The organism is Pseudomonas sp. DF5, assembly GCF_058148225.1.
In genome coordinates this window covers 221,768-241,941 of record NZ_JBYVYM010000001.1, presented here as the reverse complement: position 1 = coordinate 241,941, position 20,174 = coordinate 221,768, and the positions used below count along the sequence as shown (strand labels likewise).

Below are 20,174 nucleotides of genomic sequence, written 5' to 3'. Positions count from 1 at the left end.
GGTGTGATGTTCACTCAAGTGCCGCAACCGCTGGTCTATGCCGAAGCCTTGCTGGCGCAGTTCGCCAGCCTGTCGCGGGCGGCGGACAGCGCTGTGCTGCTGGGTGACTTCGTGCGCGGCCTGGCCGAGCTCAGCGGTTGCGAGCTGACGCAGTTGTACCTGCTGGATGCGACCCACACTTGCCTGGGGATGAACGCCGAGTGCCTGAACGGCGTTCTGCAACCCCGGGAAGGGGCCAGCCTGCCGGCGGATTACAACGGTGAACAACTGCTGCAATTCGCCCTGTGCCAGAACCGCGTGGTGTGCCTCAGCGAGCTGAGCGGCAGCCTGCACGAAACCAGTTTCCTGCCGCTCCAGGCCACGCCCTGGCAGTCGCTGCTGTGTGTGCCGCTGGTCAATCAGCAGAAGGCTGTCGAAGGGTTGCTGCTGTGCGCCAGTCGCCGGGTAATCGACCTGCAAGGCTTTGCCGATTCCCTCGGTCAACTGGGCTCGTTCGTGCTCGGTCAACTGCACTTGCTGCAGCGTTTGCGTCAGCCGACCGGTGATACACGCCCGGCGCCGCTCAACGTCCCGAGCGCCAGCGGTTATGGCCTGATCGGCAAGAGTGCTGCGATGCGCCAGACCTACTCGTTGATCAGCAAAGTCCTGCACAGCCCGTACACCGTGCTGCTGCGCGGCGAAACCGGCACCGGCAAGGAAGTGGTTGCGCGAGCGATTCACGATTGCGGCCCGCGCCGGTCCCAGGCGTTCATCGTGCAGAACTGCGCGGCGTTCCCCGAGAACCTGCTGGAAAGCGAGCTGTTTGGCTACCGCAAAGGCGCCTTCACCGGTGCCGATCGCGACCGCGCCGGGCTGTTCGATGCGGCCAACGGCGGCACCTTGCTACTCGATGAAATCGGCGACATGCCGCTGTCGCTGCAAGCCAAGTTGCTGCGGGTATTGCAGGAAGGCGAGATCCGCCCGCTGGGTTCCAACGACACCCACAAAATCGACGTGCGGATCATCGCCGCGACGCACCGGGATTTGTCGGTGCTGGTCAGCGAAGGCAAGTTCCGCGAGGACTTGTACTATCGCCTCGCGCAATTCCCGATCGAATTGCCGGCGCTGCGTCAGCGCGAAGGCGACATCCTCGACCTGGCACGGCACTTCGCCGACAAGGCTTGCGCGTTTCTGCAGCGCGATGCGGTGCGTTGGTCCGATGCGGCGCTGGATCACCTGTCCGGTTATACCTTCCCCGGCAACGTTCGCGAACTCAAGGGTTTGGTCGAGCGCGCGGTGCTGCTGTGCGAGGGCGGCGAGTTGCTGGCCGAGCATTTCTCCCTGCGCATGGAAGCCATGCCGGAAGACAGCAGCCTGAACCTGCGCGAACGCCTGGAGCAGGTCGAACGCAGTCTGCTGCTCGATTGCCTGCGCAAAAACGACGGCAACCAGACCCTCGCCGCCCGCGAACTCGGACTGCCACGGCGCACGCTGCTGTACCGCCTCGGGCGACTGAATATCAATTTGGGTGACTTCGATGGCTGATCTCGATTTCTGCCACCCGATCACCTTGGTTGGAATGCCAACTGTGGCCAGTGAATTCCCTGTGGCGAGGGAGCTTGCTCCCGCTGGGCGGCGAAGCAGCCCCAAAACCATGCGCCGCGGTGCTTCAGTCAGACCACATCTGCTGATTTACGACTGCTGCGCAGCCGAGCGGGAGCAAGCTCCCTCGCCACAGAGGCCGGCTTCAAGGCCTCAGGCCAGAGCGCTCGGCCTCACCTCATTCGCTTCTGATAGCGCCACCCGAAAGGGTCGGCGCTTTGTGCTTTGTCTACCCCTGGAGACCCTCTGATGCCTGTTCGTCACTGGCAAGCCGTCCTGCTGACCCTCGTCGTTCTATGCGGCCTCGGCGGCTGTAGCGGCAATTACAAATACAACGACAACACCTATCGCCCATTGGGTGATCCGCAGGCGGTCAATCGCGGCAAGTGACCGCAAGGAGCATCATCATGGAACTGGTTTTCGAAATGCTGAACACCAAGCAGTTCGTGCCCACGGATTTGTGCCAGAAGACCTTCAAACAGGCCGGTGGCGTGATCGGCCGGGGCGAGGATTGCGATTGGATCATCCCCGACCGCAAGCGTCACCTGTCCAACCACCACGCGGTGATCAGCTACCGCGAAGGTACGTTTTTCCTGACCGATACCAGCAGCAACGGTATCCAGGACAGCGAAAGCGGCGCGCGCCTGCGCAAGGGCGAGCCGATGCGCATCGAGCACGGCAGCGTGTATGTGCTGGGTGACTTCGAGATTCGCGCGCGACTGGTGCGCGACCCGGCGACGTTCGACGTCGAAGTCGGCCGCCCGCAAGCGGCAGGCAGCATCATTCCGGACGACGCGTTCCTCGACCTCGACCCGCTCAATGCTCTTGACCAGCAAGAGCGCGTGTACTCGGAAATCGAGGAGCTGATTTCCCCGAGCACGGTGATCGAGGACACCCGTCAGCGCGCCGACTACGCGCGCATCGACATGGAAAGCCTGATGGTGCCGGAGCTGATCGCCGCCCCGGCAGAACCAGCGCCAGCCCCGCCGCCAAAAGCGGTGGAGCGTCAGAGCGAAGGTTTTTGGGAGCACTTCGGTGCGGCGTTGGGCGTGGATCTCAAAGGCCTCGATCACGATGCCCGCGAAGCCCTGGCCCTGAACGCCGCACGCCTGCTCAAGCAGAGCGTTGGCGGTTTGCAGCAGAGCCTGCGCACCCGCAGCGAGCTGAAAAACGAACTGCGCCTGGCCCAGACCACCGTGCAAGGCAGCCAAAAGAACCCGTTGAAATTCGCCGTCGATGCCGGTGAAGCGCTGGGCATTCTGTTGCACGGCAACAAGCCGGGCCAATTGCCGGCCGAGCAAGCGATCTCCCGTGCGTTCCGCGACTTGCAGGCGCATCAGGTGGCCTTGCTGACCGCCAGCCGCGCCGCCGTTCGCGGCACTCTGGAGCACTTCTCGCCACAACAGCTGACCCTGCGTTTCGAGCGAGACAACAAGCCGTTGCTCGCCACCTCCGGCAGTCGCTGGAGAGCTTATGGGCGTTATCACCAGGCCCTGCGTCAGGACGATGACTGGAGCGAGCGCCTGCTGGCCCGCGACTTCGCCCAAGCCTACGAAGAACAGATTCGCCTGATTTCCACCCTTCACACCGACCACCAAGGATGATGCGCATGTCTCGCTGTTCCACCGCTTTTTTCAAGATGCTGACGGCGTTCGCTGCTTTGGTGCTGCTGGCCGGTTGCTCGTCGCTGTCGCCGTATTCCACCGTGACCAAACTCAACCTGAAGCTGACCGCCAGCGATCAATTGAACCCGGACCTCAACGGTCGTCCGTCGCCGATCGTCGTGCGCCTGTTCGAGCTCAAGCACCCGGTGGCCTTCGAGAACGCTGATTTCTTCAGCCTCTACGAACGCGCCAAGGAATCCCTGGCCCCGGACCTGGTGGCCAGCGAAGAACTGGAACTGCGCCCAGGCGAAACCGTCGAGCTCAAGCTCAGTGTGGAAGAGGGCAGCCGTTACGTTGGCGTGCTCGCCGCCTACCGCGACCTGCCGGAAACCAAGTGGCGCTACACCGTGCAAATCACTCCGGTGCAAGTCACCGCGGCTGACCTGACCCTCGATCAGGCCGGCATCCGCAACACCCACGAAGCGCTCGCCAAGGCGGATGACTGAACATGAATGCCCATAAAGTCATTTGGCAGGAAGGCATGCTGCTGCGTCCGCAGCACTTCCAGCACAACGATCGTTATTACGACCACCAGATGAAGACCCGCACCCAGTTGCTGGGCAGCTACACCTGGGGCTTCCTCAATCTGGAAATCGACTTGCAGTTCCTCAACATGGGCAAACTGGTGATCAGCCAGGCCTCGGGGATTCTGCCGGACGGCAGCCTGTTCGAACTGGGCGGCAACACCGAGCCGTTGGCCCTGGATGTGCCGCCGAACACCGGTAACACGCCGATCTACCTGGCGCTGCCGCTGGTCACCGGTAACCACATCGAGGCTCGCCGCCCGGAGCAATCCGACGTGCTGGCGCGCTACACCGCGTACGAAGCGGAAGTCGCCGACTCCAACGCCGGCGACGACTCCGCCAGCCAGGTCAGTTGCGCCCGTCCGGATTTCCGCCTGTTGCTCGGTGAGCAGCAGAGCGATCAGGCCTACGTGAAACTGAAGATCTGCGAAGTGCTCGACACCACGCCCGACGGCGTGATCAGCCTCGACCCGGATTTCGTGCCGACCTACATTCAGGCGCACTCGTCCAGCTACCTGCTGTCGTGCCTCAAAGAAGTGATCAGCATGCTCGGCCACCGGGGCGACACCATTGCCGACCGGATCCGCTCCAACGGCAAGGTCGGTGGCGCGGAAGTCGGCGACTTCATGATGCTGCAACTGATCAACCGCACTGAGCTGTTGCTGCGCCATTATCTCGGCCTGGAACAGGTTCACCCGGAAGAGTTGTACCGCACGCTGCTGACCATGCTCGGTGACCTGGCGACGTTTTCCAGCGACAGCAAACGCCCGCGTCTGGACAGCCGTTACCAGCACAGCGACCAGGGCGCGAGCTTCCGCAAACTGATGGAAGCGATTCGTCAGGTGCTGTCGATGGTGCTCGAGCAGCACGCCATCGAACTGGTGCTACAGGCGCGTCAGTACGGAATCATCGTGTCGCCGTTGCACGACCACAAACTGCTGGGCTCGGCCTCGTTCGTGCTCGCCGCCAGTGCCAACTGCGACTCCGAAGAACTGCGCCATCGCTTGCCGGCGCACCTCAAGGTCGGCCCGGTGGAGCGCATCCGCCAACTGGTCAACCTGCACCTGCCGGGCATCAAGGTCAAACCGTTGCCGGTGGCCCCACGGCAGATCGCGTTCCACTCCAACAAAACCTATTTCATCCTCGAACTCAGTTCCGAAGACCTGGCGCAACTCGAGCGCTCCGGCGGCTTCGCGTTCCACGTGTCCGGCGAATTCGCCGAGCTTGAACTGAAATTCTGGGCCATCAGGAACTGACCGACATGATCAAGGACATGGAACACACCCAGGACGACAAAACCGTCCTGCTCGACCGCCAGGGCCACGGCCCGGCCTCGAGTCCGCTGACTGACTTCGCGGCACCGCCGCGTTTTGAACAGTTGGAAGAACGGATGATCTACGCAGCACGTCTGCGCCCGGCCGAAGCGTTCAACATCAGCCTCAACTCGCTGGTGGCGGCGGCGTCCGAGCTGCTGTCGGAAGTGGTGCGGCTCAAACACAGCGACACCCGCGAAGACCTGTACGCGCTCAACGAACGGCTGACCGCCGGGCTGAAACTGTTTGAAGTGCGGGCGCTGCACAACGGTGCCGAAAGCAGCCAGGTGATGGCCGCCCGTTACGTGCTCTGCACCGTGGTCGACGAAGCTGTCGTGACCACGCCGTGGGGCAACGAAAGCGAGTGGTCGCAGATGAGCCTGCTCAGCAGCTTCCACAACGAAACCTTCGGTGGCGAGAAGTTCTTCCAGCTGCTGGATCGCCTGTCGAAAAACCCGGTCAAGCACCTGCCGATGCTGGAGCTGATGTACCTGTGCCTGTCCCTCGGCTTCGAAGGCAAGTACCGCGTGCAGGCCCGCGGCATGCTCGAGCTCGAAGGCATCCGCGACGCCTTGTATCGGCAGATTCGCCAACTGCGCGGCGACGTGCCTCGCGAGTTGTCGCCGCATTGGGAAGGCTTGAACGATCAGCGTCGCAGCCTGGTGCGCATCGTGCCGGCGTGGATGGTGGTGCTGTTCACCTTGGTCTGCCTGGTGGTGATGTACTCGGGCTTTGCCTGGGTTCTGGGCGAACAACGCGAAACCGTTCTGCAACCTTATCAGCAGCTTGATCCGGCCACGGCTCAGCCGCAGTCGAAGCCGTAAACAGGGACGTGTGATGAAAAAGTTTTTCAAGAAAGTCGGCGCATTCCTGCGTCAGACCTGGGTCTGGACCCTGTTGCTGGTGCTGTTCGTTGCGCTGTTGGTGTGGTTCGTCGGACCGCTGCTGGCGGTCAATGACTACAAGTTCTGGGAAGGTTCGACCTCCCGTTTGCTGACCATCAGTGTGCTGTTCCTGATCTGGGGCCTGACCATGGTCTTCGTCAGCTGGCGCGCCGGTGTGCGCAAAAAGGCTGTGGAAGCCACCGAAGACGGCCAGGACCGCATTCGCCGTGAAGAGCTGATCGACGAAGAAGAGAAAGAGTTGAAGGTGCGTTTCAAGGACGCCCTGAAAACCCTGAAGACGTCGAGCCTGTATCGCGGTCGCAGCGAGCGCTGGCGCAGTGATTTGCCGTGGTACTTGTTGATCGGCCCGCAGGGCAGCGGCAAGACCAGCCTGCTGGACTTCTCGGGCCTTGAGTTTCCGATCAACAAGATCGACCGCAAACTCACCCGCGACACCCTCGGCACGCGGCACTGCGACTGGTACTTCGCCGACCACGGCGTACTGATCGACACCGCCGGGCGTTACCTGACCCAGCCGGATGCCGAAGTCGATGGCAGCGCCTGGAGCACCTTGCTCGACCTGCTGCGCAAGCGTCGCCGCAACCGTCCGTTGAACGGCGTGCTGGTGACCATTCCGGTGGAAACCCTGCTGGGCGGCAGCGAACAGGACCTCGAAACCCTGGCCCGCCAGGTACGTGCGCGTCTGCAAGACGTGCATCAGAAACTGCACGTCGATGTGCCGATTTATCTGGTGTTGAGCAAGGCCGATCGCCTGCTCGGCTTCGACGAGTTCTTCGATCAACTGACCCGCGAAGAAAGCGATCAGGTCCTCGGCACCAGCTTCCGCAAAGAGCAGAGCGGCACCGATGTGACCGTGCTGCGCGCCGAGTTCGAAGAGCTGCTGCGTCGCCTCAACAGCCAGGTGATCATGCGTATGCACCAGGAGCGCGACACCCAGCGCCGTGGCCGTATCCTCGACTTCCCGCATCAACTGGGGCAGATCGGCGAGCGCCTGTGCCTGTTCGTCGACCTGGCGTTCACCGGTAACCGCTACCAGCGTGTCAGTCAGTTGCGCGGCTTCTACCTGACCAGCGCACCGCACCTGACCCAAGAGATGGACCAGACCACCGCCGGCATCGGCGCCAGCCTGGGCATGAACGCCGGCATGCTGCCGACCCTGCGCAGCGGCCGTTCGCGGTTCATTCACCATTTGCTCAGCCGGGTGATCTTCCCCGAGGCCGACCTGGCCGGTCTGGACAAGCGCGAGCGCAGCCGCATCCACTGGGGCCAACGCGCCCTGTACGTGGGCGCACTTGCAGCACTGGCGCTGTTCGGCATGCTCTGGGCGGGCGGCTTCTCGGCCAACTATGAGCGTCTGGAAAACCTGCGTTCCCTGGCACAAACCTGGAACCAGCAACGCTCGGCCCTGACTGCGCGCGATGATTCCATGGCGGTGCTCAAGACCCTCGACACCAGCTACGCGGCGACGCAAGTCTTCCCGAACAAAGGCGACGTGTCGTACCACGAGCGCGGCGGCCTGTACCAAGGCGAAGATGCCAATCCGGTGGTCAAGAGCGCCTACGAGCGTGAACTTGAAGCGCAATTGCTGCCACGGGTTGCGACGCTGCTCGAAGGGCAGATCCGCGCCAACATGAAGGACCGCGAACGCTTGCTCAACAGCCTGCGCGCGTACCTGATGCTGAACATGAAAGATCGCCGCGATGCGGCATGGCTCAAGGATTGGGTCGCCACTGACTGGTCCCTGCGCTACGCCGGCAACACAGCGGTGCAGAACGGTTTGAACACCCACTTCGAGCGTTTGCTCAAGCAGCCGTTTATCTACCCGCTCAATGAACAACTGGTGGCGCAGGCGCGTCAGGTACTGCGCAGCGAGTCGCTGGCCAACGTGGTTTACCGGATGCTGCGCGAGCAGGCTCGCAACCTGCCGGAATACCGCCTGAGCCAACACATCGGCCCGCAGGGTTCGTTGTTCGTCGGCACTGATTATGTGATCCCGGGGTTCTACACCCAGCAAGGCTATCAGCAGTACTTCTCGGTCCAGGGTGCTGCGCTGGTCACCGATATCCTGCGTGACAACTGGGTGCTGGGCGAAGGCTCGGGCATCAGCGGCATGGACTTGCGTCGCTTGATGGTCGAACTGGAGCAACTGTACTTCCGCGACTACGCCAACTTCTGGAGCGAAGCCGTGGGCCAGGTAGCACTGCCCGCGATCAGCGATTTCAGTGAGGGTGCCGAGCAACTGGCGGGCCTGACGTCGGCCAATTCCCCGGTGCTGCAACTGCTGGTGGAAGTGCGCGAGAACACCCGTTTCCCGGCGGAAGCCGAACCGGTTGATGAAGCCGCCGATGCCGCCGCGAAACTGGGCGAGCAGAAGGGCAAGCTCGGCAAGTTGGGCAAACTGGCGTCGGCCGCAGCGGACGCGGCGTCTGACATGGCCGCGACCAAAAACCTGCCGGACACCGCGAAGAAATCCCTGCAACGTCGCTTCGAACCATTGCACCGCTTGCTGGATGACAACAACGGCCCGGCCGCTGATTTGACTCCGGCCCTGCAAGCCCTCAACGACCTGCAAATGCAAATGGCCAGCCTGGCCCGCGCCAGTTCACCGGAGCAGGCCGCGTTCGAAATGGCCAAGACCCGCATGAGCGGCCAGCGTGATGCGCTGAGCACCCTGCGCAATGCGTCGAACCGTCTGCCGCGTCCGGTGAGCGTGTGGTTCAACGTGCTGGCCGAAGACACCTGGCGTCTGGTGCTCAACGATTCCTACCAGTACCTGAACCAGCGTTATCAGAGCGAGCTGTACAGCTTCTACGGCAAGGCGATCAACAAGCGTTACCCGTTCAGCGCCCACAGCACCAGCGACGTCGCGATCAGCGATTTCCGCGAGTTCTTCAAGGCCCAGGGCATCGCCGATCGGTTCTTTGATACCTACATGCGTCCATTCGTCAGTGGCGACCCAGGCAACTACCGCCTGCGCAGCATTGACGGTCACAGCATGCCGATCTCCAAGGTCTACCTCGACCAGATGGCCGCGGCACAAGTGATCCGCCAGAGCTTCTTCGCCATCAACCCGGCCGAGCCGCAAGTGCAGTTCAAACTGGAGCCTTACACCCTCGACCCGGCGGTCAGCCGTTCCGAGTTCAAGTTTGGTGACAAGACCATTGAATACCGCCACGGCCCGATCGTGCCGGTGTCGTTCAAATGGCCGACCGACGCTGAAGACGGTCGCACCAGCCTGGTCCTCGACAAAATGGCCGGCCGCCCGATCGGTATCGAGAAGAACACCGGCCCATGGTCGCTGTTCCGTCTGTTCGACCTGATGCAGACCGAGTACCTGACCGGTCGCGACGTGCTGGTGCTCAAGGCAGACGTGGGTGGCCTGCGCGCCAACTACTTGCTGTCGAGCCAGCGCACGCCGAACCCGTTCGACATGGGCGTGCTGCGTACCTTCCGTATGCCGGTGCAGCTCTGATGCTGGTTGCCAGCCCCTGGCGCAGCGCTGCGCGTACCGATCCGGGCAAGGTTCGGGCGCGCAACGAAGATGCCTTTCTCGACTGTCCACAGCAGGGGCTGTGGGTGGTCGCGGACGGCATGGGCGGTCATCAGGGTGGCGACATCGCCAGCCAGTTGATCGTCGCCAGCCTGGCGGAATTGCCGGTGCAGGACGACTTCGACGAACGACTCAAAGGCATTCGCCAGTGCTTGCACTGGCTCAACCGCCGCTTGGGTCAGGAGTTGACCGTCACCGCCGGGCGTCACGACAGCATCATGGGCAGCACCGTGGTGGCGCTGCTGGTGGAAGGCAATCGCGCGGCCTGCATCTGGGCCGGCGACAGCCGCTGCTACCTGTGGCGCGGCCAGCGTTTGTATCAGCTGTCCAAGGACCATTCGCTGCAACAGCAACTGATCGACGAACAGAACATGAGCGTCGAAGACGCTCGCGCACATCCTGCCGCTCATGCGCTGACCCGTGCGGTCGGCGCTGCCGAGCAACTGACGCTGGATGTGTTGGAACTTGAGGTCTATCCCGGCGATGCGTTTCTGTTGTGCAGCGACGGTTTGTATCAAGGGCTGACTAGCGATGCCCTGGGCAACGCCCTGAGCCTGACCGCGCCGCACGTTGCGCTGGAGCGTCTGTTCGACGGCGCTCTGCGTGGCTCGGCCCGGGATAACCTGACTGCCGTGGTGATCCGCCAATGACTGAACTCATGCCACCGATCGACGACCTGCTGGTGACCGAGGAAGAAGCCAATAACCTGACTTACTTCGCTTTCGCCACGTCGCTAAACGGAAAGCCGCATCAGGCCAAACCTGCGCTGGCGCCGACCCGGGCCAGCATCAGTGAACTGCCCGACGTGCTGGCGGGACGTTACCGCATCGAGCGTCTGCTCGGTGCCGGTGGCATGGGCGCGGTTTACCGTGCTCGGGATCTGCTGCGCGAACAGTTCGGCGATCCCGACCCTTACATTGCGCTGAAAATCCTCAGCGAAGAATTTGCCGAATCGCCGGACGCCAGTGCCTTGCTCTACAGCGAGTTCACCCTGACCCGACGATTGCGCCACGACAACGTGCTGCGTTTGCACACCTTTGAAGTGGACACCGACTGCCAGCGGGCCTTCATCACCATGGAACTCATGCGTGGGCTGACCCTGGACAAATTACTCTGCGAGCGGCCCCTGGGCCTGCCGTGGTTCGAGCTGCGCGACATCGCGCTGCCGCTGCTTGATGCGCTGGCCTACACCCACGCTCGCGGCGTGCTGCACGGCGACCTGAAGCCGAGCAACGTGATGCTCAGCGAAGAGGGCGTGCGCCTGTTCGACTTCGGTCTTGGCCAGGCCGAAGAGGGCATCTTGCCCGGTCTGCCGCACCTGAGCCGAGACCGCTTCAACGCCTGGACCCCCGGCTACGCCGCCCCCGAACTGCTCGAAGGCCAACCACTCTCGGCCAGCGCGGACGTGTACGGCGTGGCCTGCGTGCTCTATGAATTGGCGGGCGGCAAACACCCGTTCCGCCGCTTGCCGTCGACCGAGGCCCGCGACGGCCACCTCGACCGCGAGCTGCACGCACCTCGGAATCTACCCAAACACTGCTGGCCAGCCCTGCGAACGGCGCTGGCTTTCGATGCGGCCAAGCGCACCATCACCGCCGCCCAATTGCGTGACGCCCTGGGCGCCACTTCGTCTTTGCTGCAACGCCTTCGACTGCGGGCGTAACGGATGACTACCGAACAGGGAGCAAGCAATGTTCAACTCAGCTAACGAAACGCACTTCAGCCTCACAGTCGAAGACTACGTCGGCGACCTGCAAGTGCTGTCGTTCACCGGCACCGAAGGCATCAGCCAGCCGTATCGCTTCGACCTGGAACTGGTCAGCGAAAACCCGGACCTGGACCTGGAAAAACTCCTGCACAAGCAAGCCTTTCTGGCGTTTGATCCGAAGGGTTCTGGCATCCACGGCCAGATCTACCGCGTCGCCCAAGGCGATGCCGGCAAGCGCCTGACCCGCTACAAAATCTCCCTGGTGCCGCACCTGCAATACCTGCATCACCGTACCAACCAGCGCATCTACCAGCAGATGTCGGCGCCGAAAATCATCGCCCTGATCCTCGAAGAACACGGCATCAAGGGCAACGCCTACCGCTTCCAGCTGAGCACCCCGTGCCCGGACCGCGACTACTGCGTGCAATACGACGAAACCGACCTGCACTTCGTCCAGCGCCTGTGCGAAGAAGAAGGCATTCACTACCACTTCCAGCACAGCGAAAAAGCCCATCTGCTGGTGTTCGGCGACGACCAGACCGTGTTCCCCAAACTCGGCCAGCCCACCGCCTACGTCCAAGGCAGCGGCATGGTCGCCGACGAACCGGTGATCAAAGGCTTCAAACTGCGCCTGGAAACCCGCACCGGCCGCGTCACCCGTCGCGACTACGACTTCGAAAAGCCCAACCTGCGACTCGAAGCGGCGTACAAACCCGACGGTGAAAGCACCGAACCGGACCTCGAAGACTACGACTACCCCGGCCGCTTCCTCGACCGCGCCCGCGGCAAATTCCTCAGCCAACGCGCCCTGGAACGCCACCGCGCCGACTATCAACAAGCCGAAGGCCGTGGCGACCAGACCACCCTCGTCAGCGGCCACTTCGTGGAAATGTCCGACCACCCACGCACCGAGTGGAACGACCTCTGGCTACTCACCGAAGTCGTCCACGAAGGCAAACAGCCACAAGTGCTCGAAGAGGCGGTGACCAGCGACACCACCGACAACAAAGACGACTTCCACCAGGGCTACCGCAACCGCTTCCTCGCCACCCCGTGGAACGTGTTCTACCGCCCGGCCCTGGAACACCCAAAGCCACGCGTGCTCGGCAGCCAGACCGCCATGGTCACCGGCCCCAAAGGCGAAGAAATCCACTGCGACCAATACGGCCGCATCAAAGTGCAATTCCACTGGGACCGCGAAGGCCTGGCCGACGACAAAACCAGCTGCTGGATGCGCGTCTCATCGAGCTGGGCCGGCGACCGCTACGGCGCCATCGCCATCCCGCGCATCGGCATGGAAGTACTCGTCACCTTCCTCGAAGGCGACCCCGACCAACCGCTGGTAACCGGTTGCCTGTACCACAAGGAAAACCAGGTTCCCTACGACCTGCCAGCGAACAAAACCCGCACCGTCTTCAAAACCCTCAGCTCACCGGGGGGCGGCGGGTACAACGAACTGCGGATTGAAGACAAGAAAGGGGCGGAGCAGATCTTCATCCATGCCCAGCGGGATTGGGATGAAAACATTGAGCATGATCAGAAGATTCGGGTGGGGAATGAACGCCACGACACAGTGGTGAAGAACACCTATACCGAGCTGAAGGCCGAAGAACACCGCACCACGATTGCCGATCGCAAGACTGAAGCGCGGATGGATGATCACCTGACGGTGGGGCAGAACCAGCACATCAAGCTGGGGACTGCTCAGCTGACCAGTGCTGGGAAGGAGATTCACCTGAAGGCTGGGGACAAGATTGTCATCGAAGCAGGGATGGAGCTCACGGTTAAGGCCGGGGGGAGTTTTATCAAGCTCGATGCCGGTGGGGTTACCGTGGTTGGGCCGGTGGTGAAGATTAATGCCGGTGGATCGGCGGGGAGTGGGACCGGGATCGGGATTAAGCCACCGGTACTGCCGGGGGCGGCGGATAAGGATAAGGCGGGGAGTTTGATGGATCAGGCGTTGGGGAATGCGGTGCCTGAGAAGGTTAAGCCAACTGTCGATTACCCTTTCTCGCTATGAACGGACGGACAAGCGTCAATATGAACAAGGAATTTTTTGAATGATCATTAGCCCTCCTTTTATTCCTGCTCCGGTGGCGGGGGAGTCCGACGAGGCTTTTTTGGCGCGTGCCATGGTTGGCGGTATTCCTGGCGATGGCGGTTATCCGTTGAGCTTTGATCTTAACTGGCATGGAGGTATTCACCTGGTCGCTCCGCAGGACGGTCAAAGTGTTTTGCCCGTTCGCGCTATTTCTGATGGGACGTTAGCGTACTTTCGCAATCCAACGCCTGAGAGCAATGATCCGAATCACCCGCTGCGATATCGTGATAAATGGACTGATGACGGTTGTGTTGTTATTAAACATGAGACGGAGATAGGTGAAGGTGCGAAAGCGAAAGTTGTTTTTTATTCGATTTATATGCATCTCTCGAAAATTAACTTGGCTAGTCCGCAAAAGGGTAAAGTGATCTATCGTAAAGACTCTGTTGGAGAAGCAGGAAGTATTTATGGTGAAAAAGGAAGGATTCATTTTGAAGTAATCGCTGATCAAGGTCAGATCGCGAATCTTACTGGTAGAGATGTACGAGATTTAAACTATCAGACTGCGAGCGGAAGGGTCGATAGTTGTTGGGGGGATATGTATTTTTTTATACCGCCGGAAGTTAGAATTTATCAAAGTGCTCCGAATGATCGTGTTAGTTCACAGAATGGTTCTTCCATAATTTATCAATGCCCGGCAATGTCCGCCGGTCCTGCGCCGATTCAAGAGGGTGGCTCGCCCTCATCTTCATCATCTTCAACTCCTTTGGTTGATGGTTATGATTGGGCCGTGGCTTTAGAGCTTCAAGATGGCTTTTTTGTCCGTATGAGTTATGCAAAAGGACAGTGCCGATTGACTTCTTTTACACGCTCCGGTGTGGAGATAGGAGTGCAAGAGGAAGAGATCGATTATGAATATAATCTTTATAAGAAGTCCAAGAAGTTATACCCGCAGTCTCCTAGTGCTGGGTACGAGCTTTTGCGGTTCGGTAGAGTTTTAGGCAATGATGAACTTCAACCTTCCGACGCGGCTCACTGGAGGGAAATAAAATTCCCCGGAAAGGCTGGCGAGACAAGTAAAGTAGGATGGGTGGATTTTAATCATCTGACAGTTACCAAATTTAGTGATGCTGACTTTCCTCATTGGATGGGATGGCGACTTATTGATGATGATACTGACTCTGATAGTCATTGTCAGTCGCCATTCATTCGAGGTCTATTGAATCTAGATGCAGCCAAGGTAGTATCTGACTCAATCGATGCGGTAAGTATAGCTTCATCTCCTGTCTATGCAGGACTTTCTCCAGAAGAACAGCTAAGGTTGTCGGAAAGATATGTTGCTGAGAGAGAGCTAAATAAGGGAAGGTTGCAAAATCCAGAAGTACAAGAAAAGATTAGTCACCTTATTTGTAAATTCCCAAGTGAATGGAGCAAAAACGATTTCGATGTACGCTACGGCTGGTTGCAGAAAGTATGTGACGGCGGTCCAATGCCACAGGACAAATATCAAAAGCTAAAAGCTCATCAACAAGCGTTGGGTTTTTGGGAGGAAGCAGGTATTCCAGGTATTGAAAGCAAGCATTGGCATTTTCCACCCAAAGCTTTTATTTCATATTTCCGAAAGTGTTCATGGCTCAGTTTGGATGAGATTGCATACACGGTCCCGAAGTACCATTTTTATGATCATGTGGGCAGTACATGGGCTGTCCACATAGGAGGCGAAAATAGCCCATTTCAAATTTCACACGCTCGGGCGAAGACCCGCTTGAGTAAGTACTATTTAGAACTAAATAAGACAACTATGAGGTACAATATTACAAGTACTTTAAGGCAGTCCCATTTTCTTGCTCAGACGATGTTGGAGACAGATCGCTGGCAAGTAGTTCATGAGTACGGCTCTGGGCATCCTAATCCCAATATTCCGAAGGCACAGTATTACACTGTTTTTTTTGGCCGCGGTATCATGCAGTTAACATGGGCTGGAAACTATGAGTCGTACGGGGAGTATAGGACTTTACAATCTCTTCCCGCACCAGGAAATAATCATTATCACGATGATAGGATTACAGCTACGTCTACCCATTATTGGGAAGATCCTGTTCATACGCAGAATGGCCAAGCTGTTGTCACTGGTATTCCGAAGCGCTGGTCGCCACGTTACGATCCGTATCTCGTAGAGAGTGTACCTTACAATGCATGCGATAGCGGTGGATTCTATTGGGTGTCAAGAGTCGTTAAAATCGCTGGAGGTCTTATAAATATCAATCGCACCTGTGATAAAGGAATCACTCCTGAAATTGTAGGTGCTGTTTCTGTTTCGGTTAACGGCGGTGGCAATGGTTACCACGAAAGGCAGGCTTATGCGAAATACATATATCGTTATTTGAGCGATTCGCTTGAAGCTACAGTCTCGGAAACTTTTACAACTCCGCGACAGACCGTAATAATGAACTATTCAATGAGTAAACCATCGTGAAAAATATATTGCTTTTTGTGTGGTTGAGTTTTGCAGGTAGTGGTTATGCCAATGCGGTTGAAAAACTTGCAAAGGTTACTGAGCTTCCGAGTGCAGTGCTGGGCGCTATATCGGAAAGAAATAGCTCCGTCGTCGAGAAAATAGAAGTTGAAAACGCGGGTGTCTTGAAATGGGGGAGTGAGTATTTGGTTTTCATATCTCCAAAAAGCGACGAGAAAATTTGCTCGGTATATAAATATTCTAATGACACTTTGTTTTCGCTATTCGATGGCGTGCCCTGTGAGTTCAAAGGTGCGGCAGAGATAAATGAGTCAAGAAATACCTCCATGCCTGATGTTTTGTATAAGATTGAGTTATACCTTCCTAATCGCGGCGCAATGGCGGATGAAATGATCGCTTTGTATTTTGATGAGCAAAAGACCACATATTGCCTCAGTCGTTCTTTGTCTGACTGGTATCAGAACAGTGATAAGAAATATCCGCCGGATTTAAGCGATGGGCAGTGTGGCTATGGGCCTGGTGAGTAATATTAAAAGGAAAGCAAAGGGGGGTTATTTGTTTGGCTCGACGGCTTTGAACTTGGCGTGGATCTTAAGTAGATCGGCCTTAAATAGATCTGTCCCTGAGAAATGAGAGATAAAGTTGAAGTGGAGTCGTATGATCGGGCCGAAAGCGCCGGCTTTTGGTGGGCGGATAATGGTGCTAATAGAACAAGTGATCCAGTTGCGGATAATAAGAAATTGCAATTGGAAGTTTGCAATGATTATGACTGGAAAGCAAAGAAGTGTAATGGTGCGCTCAGTTCTGAAAGCCGCTTCAGCAATCCCACGTTAGACAGGGTTGGGCTTCATACCAATGCCGGAAGTCCTACATCAACAAAAAAGATGAATGGACTTCCCGCAAGGCGAGACGTTTTTAGTAATGTTCAGGCTGTTGTTATGAACCTATTGTATGAGAATGCAAATGCTGGAGAAGAGCTATTGCCAATGCCATCATTTGTACAAAGGCAGAAAAAATGACTAAGTTGGCTTTTTTGTATCTGTTAAGTTCGCTTTCTTTCGTACATGCTAGTGAGAGTCTGGTTGTGCAAAGCAAAGGCTGTGTAATGGAAGTGAGTAATTTTTCTGGTGTATCATTTTTTAAGACAGATGATGATATTTCATTTGTTAAGTACAAATATAAAGATGGTAGAACACAAAATATACAAATGAGCTGCGCAGCTATGAGTTTTGCAGACGCGGTAGCTAGCGGTTTTGTGCAGGAAGCTGACGGATTAAAAATTGGTACAGGGATGCACCCGCTATCTAAGGCCAGTCGTGTTTCTGGGGCCAATTGGTCTGGGTGGGAAGGAATATATTATTCCAATGCATACTGTTTTACTGCGGTGTTTGAAGCTGGTAGCGATCATGTGTTCATGATAGATACATGTGGCGACGAAGAAGATATTAAAGTGCTGAGAAAGCGAATGCTGCTGTTGCTCAAAGGCTCAAAAACCTATCATGTTGACTATGATGATGAATAAATTATATTAGGCGGATCAAAAGGGACGAGTTTAATGGTTGCGCACGACGGCTTTGGTTTTGGTGGGAGCGTAAAGAGATCTTTCTCGATTCTTATTGCGAGGAAGACACAATTTTTGCATGTTTGATGGCACAGGATATAGCGGTGGCGATGCGCTTTGTATTTTTTCGTAATTTGTTGTTTGCGTTTGTGGCGATGTCAATTTCGTCGGTATGTTTCTCTTACGATATCCGCTGTGAGGATGTTGCCGTTGAAAAAAGTCGTGAGTGTGTAGACGCATCGACGAAGGATGCGGATCGCATTCTCAATGAAAGTTACGAAGCGGTGATTGATAGGGCCGGAGCTCGGTATATATTTCAATACCAATCACAACATGAAGTACATAAAGCTTTTCTAGGCCGATTGAAAAGCTCTCAACGAGCGTGGACAAAGTTAAGAGATACGAACTGCATGCTTGAGGGTTTTGAAAAAGAGTGGGATAAAAATGCTTATTCCGCAGATGTCGATAGGTGTATAGCAAAGATGAGTCTGGAAAGAGCTGCATATTTGAACGGCATCCTACCTGCGAGTTGATAGTCTCCGAGTAAGATCGAGCGAAAAGGGGACTGATTTATTTACAAGGTAGCTTTGGCTGTTGATAAATAAATTTGTGCCCATGTTTTGTCCCATGTTTTAGACTAAATGGAATTAAGCTCTGTGGTTAAAAATATAATTTTCTTGGCATGCTCAGCATTTTTTGTATTTAGCGTTGCTATCGTTCAAGCAGAACCGTTCTATTCTGCGAAGATATTACAAGCCGACTATTCTGCGGCCCCTAACTTGAGATTGCTAATTAGAATTCAAGATGTAGAAGCGGGAAGTAATGAGCCGAGCGGCTCTACTCGAGCGGACTGTATGCGTGCTAGCAAGTCAGCTGCTCAGCCTGGGCCAACCCCTTGTTTTTCTTTCGAGCTGGATGAGGGAAATGGAAATGTCAGTGTTTTAAAGCAGACTCTGCTAAATGATCCGCAACGGGGAAGCGACCCAATTTATATTGAGTTGCTTTACAAAACGGAGCAGGAAAAAAATCAGTATGGGTGGTTTGATAATAAAACGGTCAAGCTAAGAGTTGATGACAATAATGGATTGAATAACTGGGATGCGGATCTACCTCAGAGTCTACCTCAAGTCAAAATAGTGCAAGAAAGCGATATTTATCAGTTGGTTCTGGCGGATGCGGATGCGCTGCTTAATTCGGCTTACCATGATAAGGCAAATCGTTTAAGTGACGAAAAAAGAACCGCGTTTCGTGAGGTTCAACGAGCTTGGATGAAGTTTCGGGATCTCGAGTGCGTAAAGTCTATATATGGTGAGCAATCTGCTAGTTGCTTGATTCGTCTGACCCTTGATCGTGCCAGGCAAATCGCGGTTGCTCCGCCATCAAAGTAGCTGAAATAAACTGAATAATAGGTATGTTCCATAATCAAGGATTGAAGACAGTGAAACGCTTTGTTTTAGGGTTAAACAGCGTGCTAATCGCGTTCGCGCTACTGCCGGTTTCAGCCGCGTTCGCCCAAGACGACTGCAGTGAAATCAGCTCTAGCTCGCAGGTTGTCCCGTGTTCCGAGGCTGCAAAGAATTCCGCAGATTCTCAGTTGAATACGAGCTATCACCAACTGATGGCAAGGCTTGAATCTCAATATTCAGTTGACCCGAAATTAGGGGGGGAGTATTCAACGCAGGTAAAGGAATCCCAGCGTGCGTGGATCAAATTACGGGATACGAATTGCACCGTAGAGGCGTTCGAGATTGAGGCAGCCATGCCGGCTCATGTGGCGGTTGTGAACAATTGCATTGCAAAGATGAGTCGGGAGCGTTCGGCTTATTTGGACGGGATCGCGCCTGAGACTGTGGGCCGTTCAGGCAGTGAGGGCGGGGGAAGTGCTTCGTGTCCCTCCTCAGACTTCGCGCAGTTTCTGCCAGTGTTTTCCGCCAGTGCCGAGTCCCAGAAGCGCCTTACCGCACTGGCGGTGAAAATATTGGTGTTGAAGCGGACCTCGGACCCGGGTCGATTTGAACCGCAAATTACTGCGGAGACTGGCTCCAGTTTGACGTTTCCGTTGATGGCTGCGATGGAAGGCAAGACTGAAGGGGTTGAGATCGAAACAGTAGATGACACTCACATGAACGTTGTTGATAAACGGGCCGGTAACAGCAACATCAAGATTTTTAACTTTGCTAAAAAGTCGTGCTGGTCGCTGGTGGGAATTGAGGATTGGTCGATCAGCGAGAAGGAGCTTGTCGCACCCGATAGACCCGGAATGAGCCGCGCGGAGAACCTTTGTTATCAACGTGCTGAGGGCTTGGGTGGGTTGGGGTTTCTTGAACGATACCGGCTGACTGGGGAGTTGATTGAAGCGTCCCTGGAAAACTATGTCTGTGCTGCAGAGTCGGGTGATCCACAGGCAAGTCTATCGGCGGCAAGCTTAAGTCTTTCGCAGATGGCGCCTCAGCTGGAAACCAGCAAGGTTGAGGCTTTGTTCAAAGCGGCATCGACGACAGCGAGCGGCGCGCTGGGTTATGCCACTTATTTTTGTAACGGTAATTCCACCGACTATAACGGCCCTTGCCTCCACCCCGAGCAGGCAGAAAGGGAAGTTATTCGCGCGGTTTCCATGGGATCCACAGAGGCGATGAACTACCTGGGGTCTTCTTTTGAGAGTGGTGAATTGGGAACAAAGGATATGTCCCGGGCGTTGGCCTGTTATCAGATGTCAGCTGATAAAGGTAGCCCGGGGGGGAGCGACGGCGTGAAGCGTTTGGTTTCGCAAGGCTCAGACATAAAGGCCAGTCACTGCCTGTAAATTTCGCGGTGCAGGTATAACGCTGAGGAAGGGGACGTTAAGTCCCCT

The 20,174-nt window shown here is 56.6% G+C and carries 17 protein-coding genes; all 17 read left to right on the top strand.

Annotation, left to right across the window (positions count from 1 at the left end):
* Positions 1-6 precede the first annotated feature (6 nt).
* Complete coding sequence (locus tag AC30D7_RS01175) at positions 7-1,524, top strand: sigma-54 interaction domain-containing protein (RefSeq protein WP_490132717.1); 1,518 nt, start codon at positions 7-9, stop codon at positions 1,522-1,524.
* A 306-nt stretch (positions 1,525-1,830) separates the two neighbouring features.
* Positions 1,831-1,971 (top strand): hypothetical protein, encoded by a 141-nt coding sequence (locus AC30D7_RS01170; protein WP_007894589.1) that lies wholly within the window; start codon positions 1,831-1,833, stop codon positions 1,969-1,971.
* Positions 1,972-1,988: 17 nt separating this feature from the next.
* On the top strand, positions 1,989-3,185 hold the full coding sequence (gene tagH / locus AC30D7_RS01165; protein WP_490132716.1) for a type VI secretion system-associated FHA domain protein TagH: 1,197 nt from the start codon (positions 1,989-1,991) through the stop codon (positions 3,183-3,185).
* 5 nt (positions 3,186-3,190) lie between these two features.
* Positions 3,191-3,691: a type VI secretion system lipoprotein TssJ gene (gene tssJ / locus AC30D7_RS01160; RefSeq protein ID WP_490132715.1), complete on the top strand. Its 501-nt coding sequence runs from the start codon at positions 3,191-3,193 to the stop codon at positions 3,689-3,691.
* Between the two features lie 2 nt (positions 3,692-3,693).
* A complete protein-coding gene (gene tssK / locus AC30D7_RS01155) occupies positions 3,694-5,025 on the top strand; it encodes a type VI secretion system baseplate subunit TssK (RefSeq protein ID WP_490132714.1) in 1,332 nt (443 codons plus the stop codon).
* A gap of 5 nt (positions 5,026-5,030) precedes the next feature.
* On the top strand, positions 5,031-5,906 hold the full coding sequence (icmH, locus tag AC30D7_RS01150; RefSeq protein WP_490132713.1) for a type IVB secretion system protein IcmH/DotU: 876 nt from the start codon (positions 5,031-5,033) through the stop codon (positions 5,904-5,906).
* Positions 5,907-5,919: 13 nt separating this feature from the next.
* Complete coding sequence (gene tssM, locus AC30D7_RS01145; protein WP_490132712.1) at positions 5,920-9,459, top strand: type VI secretion system membrane subunit TssM; 3,540 nt, start codon at positions 5,920-5,922, stop codon at positions 9,457-9,459.
* Complete coding sequence (locus tag AC30D7_RS01140) at positions 9,459-10,187, top strand: PP2C family protein-serine/threonine phosphatase (RefSeq protein ID WP_019580447.1); 729 nt, start codon at positions 9,459-9,461, stop codon at positions 10,185-10,187. Before tssM ends, AC30D7_RS01140 begins: the two co-directional genes overlap by 1 nt.
* Entirely contained in the window at positions 10,184-11,200 is a 1,017-nt protein-coding gene (locus AC30D7_RS01135) for a serine/threonine-protein kinase (RefSeq protein ID WP_490132711.1), read from the top strand. Before AC30D7_RS01140 ends, AC30D7_RS01135 begins: the two co-directional genes overlap by 4 nt.
* Positions 11,201-11,228: 28 nt before the next feature.
* Complete coding sequence (locus tag AC30D7_RS01130; RefSeq protein ID WP_490132710.1) at positions 11,229-13,265, top strand: type VI secretion system Vgr family protein; 2,037 nt, start codon at positions 11,229-11,231, stop codon at positions 13,263-13,265.
* Between the two features lie 40 nt (positions 13,266-13,305).
* Entirely contained in the window at positions 13,306-15,762 is a 2,457-nt protein-coding gene (locus AC30D7_RS01125) for a hypothetical protein (protein ID WP_490132709.1), read from the top strand.
* The gene (locus AC30D7_RS01120) at positions 15,759-16,289 is read left to right on the top strand and encodes a hypothetical protein (protein ID WP_305479393.1); all 531 of its coding nucleotides are present in this window, start codon (positions 15,759-15,761) and stop codon (positions 16,287-16,289) included. Before AC30D7_RS01125 ends, AC30D7_RS01120 begins: the two co-directional genes overlap by 4 nt.
* 102 nt (positions 16,290-16,391) lie before the next feature.
* The gene (locus AC30D7_RS01115) at positions 16,392-16,781 is read left to right on the top strand and encodes a hypothetical protein (RefSeq protein ID WP_490132708.1); all 390 of its coding nucleotides are present in this window, start codon (positions 16,392-16,394) and stop codon (positions 16,779-16,781) included.
* Positions 16,778-17,284: a hypothetical protein gene (locus tag AC30D7_RS01110; RefSeq protein ID WP_490132707.1), complete on the top strand. Its 507-nt coding sequence runs from the start codon at positions 16,778-16,780 to the stop codon at positions 17,282-17,284. The genes AC30D7_RS01115 and AC30D7_RS01110 overlap by 4 nt, the downstream gene beginning before the upstream one ends.
* A gap of 149 nt (positions 17,285-17,433) precedes the next feature.
* Positions 17,434-17,856: a lysozyme inhibitor LprI family protein gene (locus AC30D7_RS01105; RefSeq protein ID WP_490132837.1), complete on the top strand. Its 423-nt coding sequence runs from the start codon at positions 17,434-17,436 to the stop codon at positions 17,854-17,856.
* 108 nt (positions 17,857-17,964) lie between these two features.
* Entirely contained in the window at positions 17,965-18,711 is a 747-nt protein-coding gene (locus AC30D7_RS01100; RefSeq protein ID WP_490132706.1) for a lysozyme inhibitor LprI family protein, read from the top strand.
* 50 nt (positions 18,712-18,761) lie between these two features.
* Complete coding sequence (locus tag AC30D7_RS01095; RefSeq protein ID WP_490132836.1) at positions 18,762-20,126, top strand: lysozyme inhibitor LprI family protein; 1,365 nt, start codon at positions 18,762-18,764, stop codon at positions 20,124-20,126.
* Positions 20,127-20,174 lie beyond the last annotated feature (48 nt).